Below are 19,214 nucleotides of genomic sequence, written 5' to 3'. Positions count from 1 at the left end.
ACGGCCGATTTCCAATCATTCGAATTCAGGAACACATCATGTCCACATTGAACCAAGCCCATTGCGAAGCCTGCCGCGCCGACGCCCCTCAGGTCAGCGACGAAGAGCTGCCGGTACTGATCAAGCAGATCCCGGACTGGAACATCGAAGTCCGCGACAGCGTCATGCAGCTGGAGAAGGTTTTCCTGTTCAAGAACTTCAAGCACGCGCTGGCGTTCACCAACGCCGTCGGTGAAATCTCCGAGGCTGAAGGTCACCACCCGGGCCTGCTGACCGAATGGGGCAAAGTCACCGTGACCTGGTGGAGCCACTCCATCAAAGGCCTGCACCGCAACGATTTCATCATGGCCGCGCGCACTGACGAAGTGGCCAAGGACGCCGAGGGCCGCAAATAATGCATTTCGACGCCATAGGTCGAGTACCCGGCGACCCGATTCTCGGCCTGATGGAGGCCTATGCGCAGGACCCCAACCCGCGCAAATTCGACCTTGGCGTGGGCGTCTATAAAGACGCCTTTGGCCTGACGCCGATTCCCCAGGCCGTGAAGATTGCCGAGCAGCGCCTGGTGGATCGCCAGACCACCAAGACCTACATCGGCGGTCACGGCGAACCGGCGTTCGGCAAAGCCATCAACGAGTTGGTGCTCGGCGCCGATTCTGCGCTGATCGCCGAACAACGGGCCGGCGCCACCCAGACGCCGGGCGGCACCGGTGCGCTGCGCTTGAGCGCGGACTTCATCGCCCAGTGCCTGCCGGGTCGTGGCGTGTGGTTGAGCAACCCGACCTGGCCGATTCACGAAACCATTTTCGCCACGGCCGGGGTCAAGGTTAATCACTACCCTTATGTCGGCAGCGACAACCGCCTCGATGTTGAAGCGATGCTGGCAGCACTCAACGAAGCCCCTGAGGGCGATGTGGTTTTGCTGCACGCTTGCTGCCACAACCCGACCGGTTTCGATCTGTCCCATGACGACTGGCGCCGGGTACTGGAAGTGGTGCGCAGTCGCAATCTGGTGCCGCTGATCGACTTCGCCTATCAGGGTTTCGGCGACGGACTGGAGCAGGATGCGTGGTCGACCCGGTTGTTCGCTGCTGAACTGCCGGAAGTGTTGATCACCAGCTCCTGCTCGAAGAACTTCGGCCTGTACCGCGACCGTACGGGTGCGCTGATTGTCTGCGCGAAGACGGCTGACAAACTGGTGGATATCCGCAGCCAACTGGCCAATATCGCCCGTAACTTGTGGTCGACGCCACCGGATCACGGCGCCGCCGTCGTGGCAACGATCCTCGGCGATCCAGAGCTGAAAAGCCTCTGGGCCGACGAAGTGGAAGCCATGCGCTTGCGTATCGCCCAACTGCGCAGCGGCCTGGTCGAGGCGCTGGAGCCTCATGGTTTGCGCGAGCGCTTTGCGCACATTGGTGTGCAACGCGGCATGTTTTCCTACACCGGATTGACGCCTGACCAGGTTAAACAGTTGCGTGATCATCACAGCGTTTACATGGTCGGTACCGGCCGGGCGAACGTGGCGGGGATTGATGCGACGCGTCTTGATCTGCTGGCCGAAGCCATCGCAAAAGTCTGCAAGTAATCTCAAGAACTCTGTAGTTCCCTTGTGGGAGCGAGCCTGCTCGCGATAGCGGTGTATCAGTCGACATAGACGTTGACTGACACTCCGCTATCGCGAGCAGGCTCGCTCCCACATTTGTTTTGCGGTGTGCCCTCTTCCACACCTGTCTAGACAAGCCCATCCGTCGTAACAATTGGATATAAAAGTCTGATTGTCATTTCTCCTGCTGTATCCTGCCCAGGCTTTGTAAAAGCGCGGATCTACCAGATCTATCAACAGACTTTGCGAGGAGCGCGAAACATGCACGAGATCCCTAATCTCCCCTTCCCAAGCCTGCACGAAACTGAGCAGACACCCACGCAGCAAGCCGGCGCCCAACAGCCCGAGCCGAAAGAAGCCACTGAACGCCGCCAGGCCGACAGCGAAGACTGAAACACCCGCAATGCCAGACCGTGTGGAAAGCGCTAACATGCGCTTTCCACACCGCCTGAACCCTTGAGCTGCACACCATGACCGATGACTTTAGCGAGACCCAGGCCAGCGTTCTGATCGGCACCGCCGAGAAGATGATCGAGATCTGGAATCGCCTCTCCCCCGAGAAACAAGCGGCATTGCTCGCCCGTTTCGGCAGCGAAGAAAATGCCCTGGCCGCCCTGGTCACGACGCAACTGGTCGCCCCCGCCAAACCCTGATTCACCCCCCACCCGGCAAATAGTTTTACTTTTCCACGCCCCGCGGCCTCTCGCGCCGCTATCATAAGCAGCCTATCTATCCTGCTTTCCCGTGGACCTTTACCCATGTCTGAAAACCAGCGCCCCCTGGCGGTCACGCTGCAAGTCGTTTCCATCGTCCTGTTCACTTTTATCGGCTACCTCAACATCGGCATTCCCCTGGCCGTATTGCCCGGCTACGTCCACAGCGATCTGGGTTTCGGTGCCGTAGTCGCCGGCCTGGTGATCAGCGTGCAATACCTGGCCACCCTGCTCAGCCGTCCATACGCCGGGAAAATCATTGATAACAAGGGCAGCAAACTGGCGGTCATGTATGGCCTCGCCGGTTGCGGTCTGAGCGGCGTATTCATGCTGATTTCGGCCTGGACCCAAAGCCTGCCGATGCTGAGCCTGATCAGCCTGTTGATCGGTCGCCTGGTACTCGGCAGCGCGGAAAGTCTGGTGGGTTCGGGCTCGATCGGCTGGGGCATCGGCCGGGTCGGCGCGGCGAACACCGCCAAAGTGATCTCGTGGAACGGCATCGCCAGTTATGGCGCACTGGCCGTCGGCGCACCGCTTGGCGTGTTGCTGGTCAGTCAGTTGGGCTTGTGGAGCATGGGCGTGAGCATCGTGTTGCTGGCCGTGCTGGGCCTGGCGCTGGCCTGGCCGAAAACCGCCGCGCCCATCGTGGCCGGGGAACGATTGCCGTTCATGCATGTGCTCGGTCGAGTGCTGCCGCACGGTTGCGGCCTGGCACTGGGTTCGATCGGCTTCGGCACCATCGCCACCTTCATCACCTTGTATTACGCCACGCAACACTGGGACAACGCGGTGTTGTGCCTGAGCCTGTTTGGCGCGAGCTTCATCGGCGCGCGGCTGTTGTTCGGCAACTTGATCAACCGACTCGGTGGTTTTCGTGTGGCGATTGCCTGCCTGTCGGTGGAAACCCTGGGGCTGTTGCTGCTGTGGCTGGCACCGGATGCTCATTGGGCCTTGGCCGGCGCGGCGCTGAGCGGTTTCGGTTTTTCCCTGGTGTTCCCGGCGCTGGGTGTGGAAGCGGTCAATCTGGTGCCAGCGTCCAGCCGTGGCGCTGCGGTTGGCGCGTATTCGCTGTTCATCGATTTGTCGCTGGGGATTACCGGACCGTTGGCGGGCGCGATTGCCGCCGGATTTGGTTTTGCTTCGATCTTCCTGTTCGCCGCAATCGCCGCTTTGAGCGGTTTGGCACTGAGCGTTTACCTGTACAGGCAAGCGCCCAAATATCGTGAAGAGCGAGACGCCCGCTAGAAATCGACCTTGCCGCGCCCGGCCTTGATGCTGCCGCGCTTGGTCTTGGATTCGAGCCGACGCTTCTTCGAGCCGAGGGTCGGTTTGGTCGGACGGCGTTTCTTTTCGACCTTGGTGGCGCTGAGGATCAACTCGGTCAGCCGCTCCAGCGCATCGGCGCGATTGGCCTCCTGCGTGCGGTATTGCTGGGCCTTGATGATCAACACGCCGTCGCTAGTGATGCGGCTGTCACGCAGCGCCAGCAGCCGCTCCTTGTAGAACTCGGGCAAGGACGAGGCCGGAATGTCGAAGCGCAGGTGCACGGCACTGGAGACCTTGTTGACGTTCTGCCCACCGGCGCCTTGGGCGCGGATGGCCGTCAATTCGATCTCGGCATCCGGCAGATGCACGTTGTTGGAAATCACCAGCATGGAAAAACGTCCGTATTCAGAGTGCGCAGGATACCGCGAATAGATTGAAGGAATGCGGACCTTGTGGGAGCGAGGCTTGCCCGCGAAGAAGACGCCGCAACTCATCTGATAAACCGCGTTATCGTTCTTCGCGGGCAAGCCTCGCTCCTACGGGGTTTGGCGTCGCTCACAAAAAACCCGGCACATGGCCGGGTTTGTTGTGTCTGCGCGCTGCGTTATTTCACTGCAGCCTGCAACGTTTGTTGAGCACTGCGCTTGTTCTTGATGCCGTAGCAAACCCACATGAACACGACCCACACCGGAATCGCGTACACCGAAACCTGAATGCCCGGGATCAACAGCATCACGCCAAGGATGAACACCACGAACGCCAGGCAGATGTAGTTTCCGTACGGATACCACAGGGCCTTGAACAGCGGCGTCTGCCTGGTCTTGTTCATGTGCTGGCGGAACTTGAAGTGCGAATAGCTGATCATCGCCCAGTTGATCACCAACGTGGCCACCACCAGCGACATCAACAGTTCCAGCGCGTTTTGCGGGATCAGGTAGTTCAACAGCACCGCAATCAGCGTCACCGCCGCCGAAGCGAGGATCGAACGCACCGGCACGCCGCGCTTGTCGATCTTCGCCAGGGCTTTCGGCGCATCGCCCTGCTCGGCCATGCCCAGCAGCATGCGGCTGTTGCAGTAGGTGCCGCTGTTGTACACCGACAACGCCGCGGTCAGCACCACGAAGTTGAGGATGTGCGCGGCGGTGTTGCTGCCGAGCATCGAGAACACTTGCACGAACGGGCTGCCGCTGTAGGAATCGCCGGAGGCGTTCAGGGTCGCCAGCAGGCTGTCCCATGGCGTCAGCGACAGCAGGATGACCAATGCGCCGATGTAGAAAATCAGGATCCGGTAGATCACCTGGTTGATCGCTTTCGGGATCACGGTTTTCGGTTTGTCCGCTTCTGCTGCGGTGAAGCCGAGCATTTCCAGGCCGCCGAAGCTGAACATGATGATCGCCATGGCCATCACCAGACCACTGACGCCATTCGGGAAGAAACCACCGTGGGACCACAGGTTGGTCACCGACGCTTCCGGGCCACCGTGCCCGCTGACCAGCAGATAGCTGCCCAGGGCAATCATGCCAACGATCGCCACGACCTTGATGATCGCGAACCAGAACTCCGCCTCGCCAAAGACTTTGACGTTGGCCAGGTTAATGAGGTTGATCAGCACAAAGAACCCGGCTGCCGAGACCCAGGTCGGGATGTCCGGCGCCCAGTAGTGGATGTACTTGCCGACGGCGGTCAGCTCCGACATGCCCACCAGAATGTACAGGATCCAGCAGTTCCAGCCCGACAGGAAACCGGCGAAACCGCCCCAGTATTTGTGCGCGAAGTGGCTGAAGGAACCGGCCACCGGCTCTTCGACGATCATTTCGCCGAGCTGGCGCATGATCATGAAGGCAATGAAGCCGCAGATGGCGTAGCCGAGGATCATCGACGGGCCAGCGGATTTCAGTACACCGGCCGAGCCGAGGAACAGGCCGGTACCAATCGCGCCACCGAGGGCGATCAGTTGAATATGACGATTCTTCAGGCCGCGTTTCAGCTCGCCTGAATGCGAGTTTTGTCCACTCATGAAAAGGGTCTCACGCAAGGTTTGATGATGTTCATTAGACGTTGCTGCTCGGTTGCGACTTTAAGCAGCGCCGATCAAACCCCAGCGCAGGCACCAGGAGTTCAGCGTATTTACAACGGTCATGCGTCACCTGTTTGTTTTTATCTGTGACGAAATCGAACCCGACACGCTCGTGACGCGGCGGAGTGAACAAGGCGGATAGCCTTGAGGTTTGCGCAGGTGCGCAGGAGGTCACAGGTAAAACGCGGCGCATTGTACACCGCTAACCCCCTGCTGCCAGACACCGCTGGATCAGCGCGTCGGTTGCCGGGATTGCCTGTGTCCGCCCCGAGGGTTTCGGGCGGCTGCAAAAAGAGAGTCAGACCTTTGCGGGTCGTCGGCGTGAGCGATAGGAAAACCGCCCCACGGGGAGAGATGGAGATGAGTCACGGCGTACATTGCGCCTCCTTTTTGTTATGCACCTGCACGACAGGCATGGGGCGCATGACACCCTTCTGGAGCCGCTGAAACAAGCGGGCCAGAGAGCTGAAAAAGGTCTAAAGGCTCATAGAGCGGAAGAAGTTTCTTACGGTTATCGCCGGAGGGTGGTTTCGCGAGGCCAATCGGCAGAAATCGTCAGGTTTTCTTTACGAGGCGTAACACCTATTTTCCACGCTGACTTTGGCAGTGCTCCCACTGACGCCTTCGCGGGCAAGCCTCGCTCCTACAGGTATCGCGGCTCGCGGAAACGGCACCGAACCTGTAGGAGCGAGGCTTGCCCGCGAAGACGGATTCACAGACAACTCACCACTTAAGTCAGGGCCAAAAAAAACGCCAACCCGAAGGTTGGCGTTTTTCATCTGCCGCTCAGCCCTTACTCAGGCTTGCGACGACCGAAGCCCGGACGCTGGCCCGAACCGGCTGGCGCGCCGCGGCGCTTGCCCGATGGTTTGTCACCCTCGACCAGCTTGATCCCCGGACGTTTTGGCGCTGGCTTGGCCGGGCGCTTGGTGTCCGATGGACGATCCGCCACTGGCGTACCGCGACCTGACTCACCACGACCCGCAGGGGCACCGCGGCCTTCGCCACGCTCAGTGCGACCGTTGGCCGGACGCGGCGTGCGTGGACCACGCTCGCCGTCGGCGCGTGGCGCTGCTGGCTTGCGGGCTGGACGCTCGCCTTCGATATGCGGTTCACGGGTATCGCGCGGCGTAGCAGCGGACTGGTTACCGATGGCAGGACGCAACGAACGCACGCGCTCGGTCTTACCCATCGGACGCGACGATTTACGCTGCATACGGTCGAGCTTGTCTTTGCTCTTGGCGTTCATCTGCGGCATGGCCACAGGCGTCAGACCCACTTCCGCACTCAGAATGTCGACTTCGTACTGGCTCATTTCGCGCCAGCGACCCATCGGCAGGTCAGAGTTGAGGAACACCGGACCGAAACGCACGCGCTTCAGACGGCTGACCACCAGGCCCTGGGATTCCCACAGACGACGAACTTCGCGGTTGCGACCTTCCATCACCACGCAGTGGTACCAGTGGTTGAAACCTTCGCCACCTGGCGCTTGCTTGATGTCGGTGAACTTGGCCGGGCCGTCTTCAAGGACGACACCTGCCTTCAGACGCTCGATCATCTCGTCATCGACTTCGCCACGAACACGTACCGCGTATTCACGGTCCATTTCGTAGGAAGGGTGCATCAGGCGGTTGGCCAGTTCACCGTCGGTGGTGAACATCAGCAGGCCGGTGGTGTTGATGTCCAGACGACCGATGTTGATCCAGCGACCTTCTTTGGGCCGTGGCATCTTGTCGAACACGGTCGGACGGCCTTCCGGGTCAAGGCGGGTGCAGATTTCACCGTCGGGCTTGTTGTACATGATCACGCGGCGTACCGACTCGGCGGCTTCTTCGCGCTTGATCACCTTGCCATCGATGGTGATGGCGTCGTGCATGTCGACGCGCTGCCCGAGGGTGGCGTCTTTGCCGTTGACCTTGATGCGGCCGTGGCTGATCCAGGCTTCTACGTCACGGCGCGAGCCGACGCCGATACGGGCGAGGACTTTCTGCAGTTTCTCGCCTGCTGGGCCGATTTCCTGGTCGTCTTTCTGGTCGTTGATACTCATCTGGGCACCTCCCGGTGTGGTCTGTTCAGGCTTTGCCTGAAGAGTTGAAAGCTTGTACTTGGGCGAAGGGATCGCCGAAGGGTCGCGAATCATACGCTCATGTCGGCGTTTGCGCATCAGAGACTAGCTGATGAATGGCCAGTTACCCGGATTTCCGCCGACCGGTGGTACCGAGGTTGATCAGACGCAGCGCCGCTTCGGTGAGGACTGGGCAGACGCTGATGCAGGGGGCTTTCCAACGCAACCTTGTAGGAGCCGGCTTGCTGGCGATGGCGGTGGGTCAGTCGACATGTTTAGCGGCTGATATACCGCTATCGCCAGCAAGCCGGCTCCTACAAGGGGCTCATCGTCTACGAGATTTGGGTCAGTCTTCGAACTCGCGGCGTTCGGCTTCGATGGCTTCGGCGAGGGCCCGGGCTTCGGCTTCTTCATCGGACAACTCGGGTTCAGGCTCGGGTTTCGGCTGTTCGAGCGCGGCGACGGCGGCCAGGAGCTTTTCGCGCGCCTCAGCCACACCGAGCACATCATCTTCCCGTTCTTCTTCGACGGTGGCTTCTGGTTCGACTTGAAGTTCAGCCTCAATGACCGCTTCCGGCTGCGCCAAAACCTCTTCGGTCACGCTCATCTCGCCATCACGCAAAATGTCATCGAAGTCGGTCTTGAGCCCCTCCTCCATGGTATCCAGCTCCAGCAACAACGTATGGAAACTGGTTTCTTCCTTCGGCTCTTCCGGCTCGGCGCTGGCGTCCGCCAGTTCCTGCAAACCGGCTGGCACGGGCGCATCGTCGAAGTCGAGCACCGGGTCAGGCTCCAGCTCGCGCAGTTCTGCGAGCGGCGGCAGATCGTCAAGATTCTTCAGGTTGAAATGATCGAGAAACGCCTTCGTCGTCGCAAACATCGCCGGCTTACCGGGCACGTCGCGATAACCGACGATGCGAATCCACTCCCGTTCCAGCAACGTCTTGACGATGTGACTGTTGACCGCCACGCCCCGCACGTCTTCGATCTCGCCACGGGTGATCGGCTGGCGATAGGCAATCAGGGCCATGGTTTCGAGCATGGCGCGGGAATACCGCTGCGGGCGCTCTTCCCACAAACGCCCGACCCATGGCGAGAATTTTTCGCGGATCTGCAGGCGATAGCCGGAGGCGACTTCCTTCAGCTCGAACGCACGGCCGTCACAGGACTTGGCCAGAATCGCCAAGGCTTTCTTGAAGACCGGCGGCTCTGGCCGCTCGCCCTCCTCAAAGAGTTCGAACAGGCGTTCAAGCGATTGCGGTTTTCCCGAGGCCAACAGAAAGGCTTCAAGCAATGGCGCCAGCTCGCGGGGTTCAGTCAGGTTCATGATTCAACTCGTTATTCGGCTCGGGCTCGCACGTGGATCGCCGCGAACGGCTCATTCTGCACCAGCTCGACCAAGGATTCCTTGACCAGTTCGAGGATCGCCATAAAGGTCACCACCACCCCCAGGCGCCCTTCTTCAGCGGTGAACAGCTCGACAAAGGGCACGAAACCGCCACCCTTGAGCCGCTCCAGCACGTCGCTCATGCGCTCGCGCGTGGACAGCGCCTCGCGGCTGACCTGGTGGCTTTCGAACATGTCGCCACGGCGCAGCACCTCGGCCATGGACATCAACAACTCGGACAGACTCACATCCGGCAACAGCTTGCGCGCCCGTGCTTCCGGGGCATCCAGCTTGGGCACCACCACATCACGACCGACGCGGCTCAGGCCATCGATGCCTTCGGCGGCTGCCTTGAAGCGTTCGTATTCCTGCAAGCGACGGATCAGTTCGGCGCGCGGGTCGTCTTCTTCGTCTTCGATGGTTTCGGCGCGCGGCAACAGCATCCGCGATTTGATTTCGGCCAGCATCGCGGCCATCACCAGGTACTCGGCGGCCAGCTCCAGGCGCACCGACTGCATCAACTCGACGTAACCCATGTACTGACGGGTGATTTCCGCCACCGGGATGTCGAGGATGTTGATGTTCTGTTTGCGGATCAGGTACAGCAGCAGATCGAGGGGGCCTTCGAAGGCTTCGAGAAAAACCTCGAGCGCATCCGGCGGAATGTACAGGTCCAGCGGCATTTCCAGCACCGCCTGGCCATAGACCATGGCGAACGGCAGTTCTTGCTGGGCGCCGGCCTGACTGTCGATAACGGGTTCTACTGCAGACATTTACGCCTCGGCCATGAACGGCGTCGGGTCGCCGCAACCGACGCGGATCACTTCCGGCTCGCCATCGGCGAGGTTGATCACCGTGGATGCCTTGATGCCGCCGAAACCGCCGTCGATGATCAGGTCCACTTGATGCTCGAGCAATTGGCGCATTTCGTAAGGATCGCTCAGCGGGTCGGTGTCGCCCGGCATGATCAGCGTCACGCTCATCAGCGGTTCGCCGAGTTCTTCCAGCAGCGCCAGGGCAATCGGATGGCTTGGCACACGCAGGCCGATGGTGCGTTTTTTCGGGTGCAACAACAGCCGCGGGACTTCACGGGTGGCGTTGAGAATGAAGGTGTAAGGCCCCGGCAGGTGCGCCTTGAGCACGCGGAAGGTGCCGGTGTCGATCTTGGCGAACAGCCCGAGTTGCGACAGGTCGCAGCAAATCAGCGCGAAGTTGTGCTTCTCGTCCAGTTGACGCAACCGGCGCACACGCTCCACGGCATTCTTGTCGCCGATCTGGCAACCAATGGCGTAGGAAGAGTCTGTGGGATAAATCACCACCCCGCCGTTGCGGATGATCTCGACAGCCTGTTTGATCAGGCGCGCTTGCGGGTTTTCCGGATGTATCTGGAAAAATTGACTCACATTCTCTACCTGTTCAGACGGCGGCAATAATTGGGTCATGTTTGAATCGACACCACAGTGGTGGCAGATCCTCCGGGAGCGGGCGGTATTCACCGATCTCGGACCAGCCTCCAGGGCCATGAAAATCACTGCCAGCGCTGACCAGCAGACCGAACTCACGGGCGAGAATAGCCAGGCTGCCCACTTGCTCGGCGGGCTGATGGCCATTGACCACTTCGATAGCGTGGCCCCCAGCTTGAATATAGTCAGAAATCAGGCGGCGACGCTTGCTGCGAGTGAAATCGTAATGCCAGGGATGCGCCAGGCTCACCCAGGCTTTTGCGGCGCGCAGGGTTTCGACGGTCTCTTCCAGGGTCGGCCAGTGTTGCTTGACGTCCCCCAGCTTGCCGGCGCCCAGCCATTTGCGGAACGCTTCGGCGCGATCCTTGACGAAACCTTCACGCACCATCCAGTCAGCGAAGTGTGGGCGGGCCGGCGCGTTGCCGCTGTCGCCCAGTTCCTGTTGAATCGCCCGGGCGCCTTCCAGCGCGCCCGGCATGCCCTTCAACGCCAGTTTGCGGCTTATTTCTTCGGAACGTAGCCAACGGCCATCGTGCAACTTGGCGATGGCATCGACCAACGGCGCGGCATTGACATCAAATCCGTAGCCCAGCACATGAATGGTTGCGCCGCCCCAGGTGCAGGACAACTCGACGCCGTTGACCAGTTGCATCCCCAGCGCCGTTGCGGCGCTACGGGCCTCATCGAGGCCTTCAAGGGTGTCGTGATCGGTCAAGGCCAGGACTCGCACGCCTTTCTCGAACGCACGCGCAACCAGAACCGCAGGCGCCAGGGCGCCATCGGAGGCCGTGCTATGGCAGTGCAAATCAACATTCACAGGGATGTGTAACCTCAAATCAGCCGGCGCTATCGCGCGCCCATATGTTTGTTATTATGCCGCCACATCCTGCTTCTGGCTGCCACTGTGAAACAATTCATCGATTTCATCCCGCTCCTGCTGTTTTTCATCGTATTCAAAATCGATCCACGGGTCGTCGACATCGCCGGTCATCCAGTGACTGTAGGCGGTATTTACAGCGCCACGGCAATGCTGATCATCAGCTCCCTGGTGGTGTACGGCACGCTCTTCATCAAGCAGCGCAAGCTGGAAAAAAGCCAATGGCTGACGCTCATCGCGTGCCTGGTCTTCGGTAGCCTGACACTGGCATTCCACAGCGAGACCTTCCTGAAATGGAAAGCCCCGGTGGTCAACTGGCTGTTTGCCCTGGCATTCATCGGCAGCCACTTCATCGGTGACCAGTTGCTGATCAAGCGCATCATGGGCCACGCACTGACCCTGCCGGACCAGGTCTGGACTCGCCTGAACATCGCCTGGATCGCATTTTTCCTGTTCTGCGGTGCCGCCAACCTGTTTGTCGCGTTCACGTTTCAGGAATACTGGGTCGACTTCAAAGTCTTCGGCAGCCTGGGCATGACGCTGTTGTTCCTGGTCGCTCAGGGTATTTACCTGTCCCGCCACCTGCACGACGCCGATACCACTACGCCAAAAACCGAGGACTGACATGCTTTACGCAATCATTGCCACAGACGTCGCCAACTCCCTGGAAGCCCGCCTGGCCGCACGGCCTGCACACCTTGAGCGCCTGCAAGTGCTCAAGGGCGAAGGTCGTATTGTACTGGCCGGCCCAAACCCGGCGGTCGACAGCAATGACCCGGGCGCTGCGGGTTTCACCGGCAGCCTGATCGTCGCCGAATTCGATTCCCTGAGCGCCGCCCAGGCCTGGGCCGACGCCGACCCGTACATCGCTGCAGGCGTCTACGCCAACGTTTTGGTCAAGCCGTTCAAGCAAGTCCTCCCGTAAAATCCCCCCGTGCGATGAACCTTCCCGGTTCATCGCGCTCTCAATCGCTCATTATTCTCGTTTGCCTGCCGACAACCTGCCCAATAATCGATTGGATTCAGGAGCTCCGATGCGCAAAGGTCCGTTGTGTCTGATGTTGGTCACGTTGTCGATCGTGGCGCCCGCCCACGGTGAAGAAAGTGCCGCCGGTGGTAGTTCGACGCCTCTGTCCTTGAGCGCCGGGAGCCAGATCAGCGAGTTGCAGCAACGCTTGAAGGTGAGCGAACAGCAACGAGAAGAACTGAGCAAACAACTGCAAAGTGCAGATGCCGAACGCGAAAGCCCTCAGCTGAGCCGGTTGCGCCAGGAGAATCAGCGTCTGAAGCTGCAACTCAAGGAAGCCCAGGCCAGCAGTCCGCTGCCGCGCTTTTTGACAGACCAGCAGCAATGGTTCGTGATCGGCGCAGGAGTTGCGCTATTGGCCCTGCTCTGCGGTATCTTCGCCAGTGGTGCAAGTCGAAAACGTCGACAATGGCTAAATTGAGTGAGTCATGAGCGAGCTGTTATTAATTGATGACGATCAGGAGCTGTGTGAGCTTCTGGTCAGTTGGCTGAGCCAGGAAGGCTTTCATGTCCGGGCTTGCCACGACGGTCAGAGTGCTCGTCGCGCGCTGGCCGAAACGTCCCCGGCGGCGGTGGTGCTGGATGTGATGCTGCCGGACGGCAGCGGCCTGGAACTGCTCAAGCAATTGCGCAGCGACCATCCGGAATTGCCGGTGCTGATGCTCTCGGCCCGCGGCGAACCTCTGGACCGCATCCTGGGCCTGGAACTCGGCGCCGACGATTACCTGGCCAAACCGTGCGACCCACGGGAACTGACCGCCCGCCTGCGCGCCGTCTTGCGCCGCAGTCATCCTGCGGCGGTGTCCAGCCAGCTTGAACTGGGCGATCTGTGTTTCAGCCCGGTGCGCGGCGTGGTCAGCATCGATGAACAGGAATTCACTCTCACCGTCTCCGAAAGCCGCTTGCTCGAAGCCTTGCTCAAGCAGCCGGGCGAGCCGCTGGACAAACAGGAACTGGCGCAGATCGCCCTCGGTCGCAAGCTCACCCTGTACGACCGCAGCCTGGACATGCACGTCAGCAACCTGCGCAAAAAGATCGGTCCCCACCCCGACGGCCGCCCGCGCATCGTCGCCCTGCGCAGCCGTGGCTATTACTACAGCCTCTGATCCCCAGCGATGACCGCGTCGTCTGCATCGCCGGCAAGCCGGCTCCTACAGGGTCGGTGTTGTGTCAGGTAAATACAGCCCCCTGTAGGAGCCGGCTTGCTGCGGGCGGCGTTCCGACGATAGCGGAGTGTCAGTTAGCATAGTCTCCGCCTGATCCACCGCCATCGCCAGCAAGCCGGCTCCTACAAGGTCGGTGTGGTGTCAGGTCAATACGGCGCCGGGGTTTGTCAGGTGGATGCCAAATCGTCTTTACCCAAGCTTTACGCTCCGTTGACCGCCGCTGACCTTGATCTGCGTAATCTCTACTCATCCGGAACGTACCGGGAACGAGACAAGGAGATTCACCATGCGCAAGACTCTTATCGCTCTGATGTTCGCTGCCGCCCTGCCAACCGTTGCCATGGCCATGCCTGAAGGCGCCGGCCCGATGGGTGGTTCGATGGACGGCTCGCGCCACGGCGGTCAGATGCACGGCATGCACGGCAAAGGCCCGTACAGCCAACTGGACCTGAGCCGCGAACAGCGCGAGCAGATCCGCAAGATCATGGGCGAGCAGATGCACGAGCGTAAGCAAGTGGTCGACAAATACCTGGAAAAACTCTCGCCAGCCGACCAGAAAGCCATGAAAGATGAAATGGCCGCCAACCACAAGAAAGCCGAGGCCGATGTGCGCGCCCTGCTGAAACCGGATCAACAGAAGCAATTCGACGAGATCCAGAAAAAACAGGCTGAGCGCCGTGCCGAATGGGCCGAGTTCAAGGCCTGGAAAGCGCAACAACCGCAAAAAGCGCAATAATGCGCTGACCCCGGACCCAACGGCTAACCCCGTTGGGTCTGATACCACCCTGTTCAATGTGGGAGCGAGACCGGCTTGCCGGCGATAGCGATGTGTCAGTCAACACAACTGTTGAATGTGACGCCGCCATCGCCGGCAAGCCGGTCTCGCTCCCACATGGAATTCAGTCAGCTTGAGGATTTTCTGTGCGCTCATTGTTCTGGCGTATCCTGGCCAGCTTCTGGCTGGCCATCGCTCTGGTGGCAGGGTTGTCCATTCTGCTCGGGCACATGCTCAACCAGGACGCGTGGATTCTCAGTCGCCACCCGGGCCTCAATACCCTGCCCGAAGAATGGACGCAAACCTACGAAGCCCAGGGCGAAGAAGCCGCCCAGGACATTCTCGAACAGCGCAAACGCCAGTATCACATCGACGTTCAGGTGCTCAACGAAAGCGGTGACCCGCTCGTTCGCGGCACCTTTCCGCGCCGCGCCGCCGCCTTCGAAGCACGGCAGAACAACGATGACCGGCGCCTGCCGTGGCGGCGTCTGACCGCCGAGTACACCAGTGAAAAAACCGGCGACACCTACCTGCTGATTTATCGTATTCCGCACCCGGAGCTGGACTCATGGCACCGCGAAAGCCTGCTCTGGCCACTGAGTGCGCTGGGCATCGCGCTCGTGGTGCTGACCCTGTTCAGCCTGTTCGTGACCCTGTCCATCACCCGCCCGCTAAGCCGCTTGCGCGGCGCGGTACATGATCTGGGGCAAACCACCTATCAGCAGAACAGCCTGGTGAAACTGGCCAACCGTCGCGATGAGTTCGGCGTGCTCGCCAACGATTTCAACCGCATGGGCTCACGGCTGCAAAGCCTGATCGGCAGTCAGCGCCAATTGCTGCGCGATGTGTCCCACGAATTGCGCTCACCGCTTGCCCGGTTGCGCATAGCGCTGGCACTGGCCGAACGGGCCAACCCAGAAGAACGGGAAAAACTCTGGCCACGCCTGACCCGCGAGTGCGACCGCCTCGAAGCGCTGATCAGCGAGATCCTGGTACTGGCACGGGTCGATGCCGACAACGCCAGCGCAGAAGACGTTGATCTGAATGCGCTGCTCAACTCGCTGCAAAAGGATGCGCAACTGGGTTCGCCGGAGCAGAACGTTCGCCTCGACGCGGAACCGCAACTGAATCTCAAAGGCTGGCCGACGATGATCGAGCGCGCCGTGGACAATCTGCTGCGCAACGCCCAGCGCTTCAACCCGGTGGGGCAATCGATTGAAATGCAGGCAGTGCGTCAGGGTGAGCGGATTGTGGTGAGCGTGCGTGACCATGGGCCAGGGGTCGACGCCGAGCATCTGAGCCAGTTGGGTGAGCCGTTTTATCGGGCGCCGGGGCAGACGGCAGCGGGACATGGCTTGGGATTGGCCATTGCACGCCGGGCGGCGGAGCGGCATGGCGGGAGTCTGGTGTTGGCCAATCATCCGGATGGCGGGTTCATTGCCAGCCTGGAATTGCCATTGGTACCCGGGGCTGTCGTCCAACCCTAAAAGCTTCGCGGGCAAGCCTCGCTCCTACAGGTCATAGGTGCTCACGGTATCGCGGCACAACGCAAACTGTAGGAGCGAGGCTTGCCCGCGAAGCATTTGATCTTAGGGTTTGGAAGGCCAGGCGCTGACGAATTCAGCCAGATCGACTTTCTCCGCCACGCGCGGTTCTTTCAGCGGCGTGCCCAGGTACAGGAAAGCAATCACCTCTTCCCCTTCAGCCAACCCCAACCCTTTGGCCACATGCGCCGAATACGCCAGCTCACCGGTGCGCCAGACCGCGCCAATACCTTGCGCATAGGCTGCCAGCAGAATCCCGTGGGCCGCACAGCCGGCCGCCAGCAACTGCTCGGACTTCGGATACTTGACGTGATCCTGCAACCGCGCGATCACCACAACCACCAACGGTGCGCGCAGCGGACCATTGCGGGCCTTGTCCAGCACCGCTTCGGACGCTTCGCTGTCCTGCAGTTTCGCGGTTTCGGCCAGCAACTCGCCCATTTGCTCGCGCGCTGTGCCTTCGACTGTCAGGAAGCGCCAAGGCTGCAAGTGGCCGTGATCCGGCGCACGCATCGCGGCGTTAAACAGCACTTCGCGCTGCTCGGCGGTAGGGGCCGGGTCGATCAGTCGTGGAACGGAAACACGGTTGAGCAAAGCGTCGAGAGCCTGCATCGGCCACCTCCTGAAAAAAATGTCCGGCTATTCTAGCTGCAAGTGCCACGGGGATGCCGGTTTACATGCCCTGCCCCACGGGTAGAATGGCGCCCTTCCTACTTTCAGCCCGAGCGGACTTCATGGCGTTGCCGACCTTACGTCTCATTGGTTTCATCATCGGCCTCTTCCTGATCACGCTGGCAATCGCCATGGTCGTGCCCATGGCCACCCTGTTGATTTTCGATCGCACCGGCGATCTGCCGTCGTTCCTCTGGGCCAGCATGATCACCTTTGTCGCCGGCCTGGCGCTGGTGATCCCCGGCCGCCCCGAGCACGTGCACTTGCGCCCGCGGGACATGTACCTGCTGACCGTCAGCAGTTGGCTGGTGGTGTGCATCTTCGCGGCGCTGCCATTCCTGCTGACCCAGCACATCAGCTACACCGACTCATTCTTCGAAAGCATGTCCGGGATTACGGCCACCGGCTCAACGGTACTCAATCACCTCGACGACATGTCCCCCGGCATCCTGATGTGGCGCTCGTTGCTGCACTGGATCGGTGGCATCGGTTTTATCGGCATGGCCGTCGCGATTCTGCCGTTGCTGCGTATCGGTGGCATGCGGCTGTTTCAGACCGAGTCGTCGGACCGTTCCGAAAAAGTCATGCCCCGTTCGCACATGGTGGCGCGTTTGATCGTAGCGGCCTACGTCGGCATCACCATTTTCGGCAGCCTGGCGTTCTGGTGGGCCGGGATGAGTCCGTTCGATGCGATCAACCACGCGATGTCGGCCATTTCCACTGGCGGTTTCTCCACGTCCGACCAGTCACTGGCCAAGTGGACGCAACCGGCGGTGCACTGGGTGGCGATCGTCATCATGATTCTCGGCAGCTTGCCGTTCACCCTGTACGTGGCAACGTTGCGCGGCAACCGCAAGGCGCTGATCAAGGATGAACAGGTTCAAGGTTTGCTCGGCATGTTGCTGGTGACGTGGCTGGTGCTCACCACCTGGTACTGGTGGACCACTCAGTTGCATTGGCTGGACGCGCTACGGCATGTGGCGCTGAACGTGACGTCGGTGGTGACCACCACCGGTTTCGCACTCGGGGACTACAGCCTGTGGGGTAATTTCTCGCTGATGCTGTTCTTTTATCTGGGCTTTGTCGGCGGCTGCTCGGGATCGACTGCAGGCGGGATCAAGATTTTCCGTTTCCAGGTCGCCTACATTCTGCTCAAGGCCAACCTTAACCAGTTGATTCACCCGCGCGCGGTGATCAAGCAGAAGTACAACGGCCATCGCCTCGATGAAGAGATCGTGCGTTCGATCCTGACCTTTTCGTTCTTCTTCACCATTACCATCTGTGTGATCGCCCTGCTGTTGTCGCTGCTCGGCGTCGACTGGATGACCGCGCTGACCGGCGCCGCCAGTACCGTTTCCGGGGTCGGCCCGGGGCTGGGCGAAACCATTGGCCCGGCGGGCAACTTCGCCACCCTTCCGGATGCCGCCAAGTGGATTCTGTCGTTCGGCATGCTGCTCGGCCGACTGGAGATCATTACGGTGTTTGTTCTGTGTATTCCGGCGTTCTGGCGTCACTGACCTGGTTCGGCGCATCCATCAGCCGCACCCGGTACTCGCCGGGGGTGGCATCGAACCAGCGTCGGAAGGCGCGGAAGAAATTGCTCGGATCGGCGAACCCCAACAGGTAGGCAATTTCCAGCAGGGTCATGCTCGGTTGCGCCAAATACTGCTCGGCCAGTTCGCGCCTGGTGTCATCGAGCAGCGTCTGAAAACTCGTGCCCTCTTCCTGCAAGCGTCGCTGCAACGTCCGTTGCGACAAGTGCAGCGTCTGCGCCACGGTATCGCGCTTGGGCTCGCCCTGGGGCAGTAAACGGCACAACACCTGACGCGCCTTGTGGGTCACGCGGCTTTCGGAAAAGCGCGCCAGGTATTCCCCGGCAAAGCGGTCATGCAGCAGCGCCATGGCCTCATTGGCGGTTGGCAGCGGTGCTTCCATGTCGGCGCGCTCGAAAATCAGCGCGTCATAAGGCGCGTTGAACACCAGCGGCGCATGGAAGGCTTGTTTATACGGTTCGAGATCGACGGGCTGTTCGCCCTGCACCAACACCTTGCGCGGTTGCAGGGTGCGCCCGGTCAGCCAGCCGCACAGCGCCAGCGCGCAGGCCAGCGAGGCTTCGGCACTTTGTCGGGTCGGCGGCAGATGGTCGCCGTGGACCGTCAGAATCAGGGCATACCCCTCATCTAGCAGACGGAAACTCAGGTCGGCACTTTCGGCGATGATCCGCTGATAACGCACCAGCCGCTGAAAGCCTTCGGCCAGGGTCTGACTGGACATCAAGGCGTACCCAGCCACGTGGAATGACGCCGGTCGTACTACCTTGCCCATGTTCAGGCCAATCGCCGGGTTACCGGACAGCTCGACCGCGCGCTGCCACAGACGTGTCATGGAATCTTGCGGGAAGCGCGCATCCGGATCGTCCAGTGACGCGTAGTCGAGCCCCAGCTGCTTGAACAGAACCCGGCAATCCAGGCCGTCCATCTCCAGTGCTTTGACAATCCCCATCGCCCAGCTTGCAGAAGTCGTTCGTTCGCTCATGGCGTTTACTTACATGATGAGCCGCATGCTACGGCCAATTT

At 60.6% G+C, this 19,214-nt stretch carries 21 protein-coding genes; 12 read left to right on the top strand and 9 right to left on the bottom strand.

Features of this window, described 5'->3' with window-relative positions; genetic code table 11:
- Window positions 1-38: 38 nt before the first annotated feature.
- From IB245_RS00495 to IB245_RS00480, 5 genes are all read left to right on the top strand, one after another.
- On the top strand, window positions 39-395 hold the full coding sequence (locus tag IB245_RS00495) for a 4a-hydroxytetrahydrobiopterin dehydratase (RefSeq protein ID WP_008030478.1): 357 nt from the start codon (window positions 39-41) through the stop codon (window positions 393-395).
- Window positions 395-1,588 (top strand): amino acid aminotransferase, encoded by a 1,194-nt coding sequence (locus tag IB245_RS00490; protein WP_225609762.1) that lies wholly within the window; start codon window positions 395-397, stop codon window positions 1,586-1,588. The genes IB245_RS00495 and IB245_RS00490 overlap by 1 nt, the downstream gene beginning before the upstream one ends.
- A 279-nt stretch (window positions 1,589-1,867) precedes the next feature.
- On the top strand, window positions 1,868-1,999 hold the full coding sequence (locus IB245_RS29180; protein WP_008030474.1) for a hypothetical protein: 132 nt from the start codon (window positions 1,868-1,870) through the stop codon (window positions 1,997-1,999).
- Window positions 2,000-2,076: 77 nt separating this feature from the next.
- Window positions 2,077-2,259, top strand: a complete 183-nt coding sequence (locus tag IB245_RS00485; RefSeq protein ID WP_008030471.1) for a hypothetical protein — start codon at window positions 2,077-2,079, stop codon at window positions 2,257-2,259.
- 105 nt (window positions 2,260-2,364) lie between these two features.
- Entirely contained in the window at window positions 2,365-3,564 is a 1,200-nt protein-coding gene (locus IB245_RS00480) for an MFS transporter (RefSeq protein WP_192226000.1), read from the top strand.
- On the opposite strand, the gene arfB is transcribed toward IB245_RS00480, so the two are convergent.
- The 7 genes from arfB to IB245_RS00445 form a co-directional block, all read right to left on the bottom strand.
- Window positions 3,561-3,974, bottom strand: coding sequence for an alternative ribosome rescue aminoacyl-tRNA hydrolase ArfB (gene arfB / locus IB245_RS00475; RefSeq protein ID WP_003222786.1), 414 nt, complete (start codon window positions 3,972-3,974; stop codon window positions 3,561-3,563). The two genes, IB245_RS00480 and arfB, sit on opposite strands and share 4 nt — an antisense overlap.
- A 215-nt stretch (window positions 3,975-4,189) precedes the next feature.
- The gene (locus tag IB245_RS00470; RefSeq protein WP_192225998.1) at window positions 4,190-5,602 is read right to left on the bottom strand and encodes an amino acid permease; all 1,413 of its coding nucleotides are present in this window, start codon (window positions 5,600-5,602) and stop codon (window positions 4,190-4,192) included.
- Between the two features lie 853 nt (window positions 5,603-6,455).
- Window positions 6,456-7,709 (bottom strand): 23S rRNA pseudouridine(2605) synthase RluB, encoded by a 1,254-nt coding sequence (gene rluB, locus IB245_RS00465; RefSeq protein ID WP_008030465.1) that lies wholly within the window; start codon window positions 7,707-7,709, stop codon window positions 6,456-6,458.
- Window positions 7,710-8,073: 364 nt separating this feature from the next.
- Complete coding sequence (scpB, locus tag IB245_RS00460; protein ID WP_008030463.1) at window positions 8,074-9,054, bottom strand: SMC-Scp complex subunit ScpB; 981 nt, start codon at window positions 9,052-9,054, stop codon at window positions 8,074-8,076.
- 11 nt (window positions 9,055-9,065) lie between these two features.
- Window positions 9,066-9,824: a segregation and condensation protein A gene (locus IB245_RS00455; protein WP_404943248.1), complete on the bottom strand. Its 759-nt coding sequence runs from the start codon at window positions 9,822-9,824 to the stop codon at window positions 9,066-9,068.
- Window positions 9,825-9,887: 63 nt separating this feature from the next.
- Window positions 9,888-10,517 carry an L-threonylcarbamoyladenylate synthase gene (locus IB245_RS00450; protein WP_032832737.1) on the bottom strand — a complete coding sequence of 210 codons (630 nt, stop codon included), beginning with the start codon at window positions 10,515-10,517 and terminating at the stop codon, window positions 9,888-9,890.
- 13 nt (window positions 10,518-10,530) lie between these two features.
- Window positions 10,531-11,394, bottom strand: a complete 864-nt coding sequence (locus IB245_RS00445; protein ID WP_008030458.1) for a PHP domain-containing protein — start codon at window positions 11,392-11,394, stop codon at window positions 10,531-10,533.
- Window positions 11,395-11,481: 87 nt separating this feature from the next.
- On the opposite strand from IB245_RS00445, the gene IB245_RS00440 reads away from it, so the two are divergent.
- The 6 genes from IB245_RS00440 (at window position 11,482) to IB245_RS00415 (ending at window position 15,909) form a co-directional block, all read left to right on the top strand.
- Window positions 11,482-12,078: a septation protein A gene (locus IB245_RS00440; RefSeq protein ID WP_008042693.1), complete on the top strand. Its 597-nt coding sequence runs from the start codon at window positions 11,482-11,484 to the stop codon at window positions 12,076-12,078.
- 1 nt (window position 12,079) lies between these two features.
- The gene (locus IB245_RS00435; RefSeq protein WP_108218598.1) at window positions 12,080-12,379 is read left to right on the top strand and encodes a YciI family protein; all 300 of its coding nucleotides are present in this window, start codon (window positions 12,080-12,082) and stop codon (window positions 12,377-12,379) included.
- A gap of 109 nt (window positions 12,380-12,488) precedes the next feature.
- Entirely contained in the window at window positions 12,489-12,902 is a 414-nt protein-coding gene (locus IB245_RS00430; protein ID WP_008042694.1) for a hypothetical protein, read from the top strand.
- Between the two features lie 7 nt (window positions 12,903-12,909).
- Window positions 12,910-13,587: a response regulator transcription factor gene (locus IB245_RS00425; protein WP_008030451.1), complete on the top strand. Its 678-nt coding sequence runs from the start codon at window positions 12,910-12,912 to the stop codon at window positions 13,585-13,587.
- A gap of 346 nt (window positions 13,588-13,933) precedes the next feature.
- Window positions 13,934-14,383, top strand: a complete 450-nt coding sequence (locus tag IB245_RS00420) for a hypothetical protein (protein WP_008030449.1) — start codon at window positions 13,934-13,936, stop codon at window positions 14,381-14,383.
- 185 nt (window positions 14,384-14,568) lie between these two features.
- On the top strand, window positions 14,569-15,909 hold the full coding sequence (locus IB245_RS00415; protein ID WP_008030447.1) for a sensor histidine kinase: 1,341 nt from the start codon (window positions 14,569-14,571) through the stop codon (window positions 15,907-15,909).
- A gap of 102 nt (window positions 15,910-16,011) precedes the next feature.
- Here IB245_RS00415 and IB245_RS00410 read toward each other — a convergent pair whose 3' ends face one another.
- On the bottom strand, window positions 16,012-16,578 hold the full coding sequence (locus IB245_RS00410; RefSeq protein ID WP_192225996.1) for an NAD(P)H nitroreductase: 567 nt from the start codon (window positions 16,576-16,578) through the stop codon (window positions 16,012-16,014).
- 122 nt (window positions 16,579-16,700) lie between these two features.
- On the opposite strand from IB245_RS00410, the gene IB245_RS00405 reads away from it, so the two are divergent.
- Window positions 16,701-18,155, top strand: coding sequence for a TrkH family potassium uptake protein (locus IB245_RS00405; RefSeq protein WP_008030441.1), 1,455 nt, complete (start codon window positions 16,701-16,703; stop codon window positions 18,153-18,155).
- Here the strand turns inward: IB245_RS00405 and IB245_RS00400 are convergent.
- Entirely contained in the window at window positions 18,112-19,173 is a 1,062-nt protein-coding gene (locus IB245_RS00400) for an AraC family transcriptional regulator (protein ID WP_202949139.1), read from the bottom strand. The two genes, IB245_RS00405 and IB245_RS00400, sit on opposite strands and share 44 nt — an antisense overlap.
- Window positions 19,174-19,214: the final 41 nt, after the last annotated feature.

Source organism: Pseudomonas sp. PDM02 (assembly GCF_014852285.1).
In the GTDB taxonomy this organism is placed as follows: Bacteria; Pseudomonadota; Gammaproteobacteria; order Pseudomonadales; family Pseudomonadaceae; genus Aquipseudomonas; species Aquipseudomonas migulae.
Note: the sequence above shows the minus strand (reverse complement) of the source record. Positions and strands in the feature narration are given on the sequence as shown.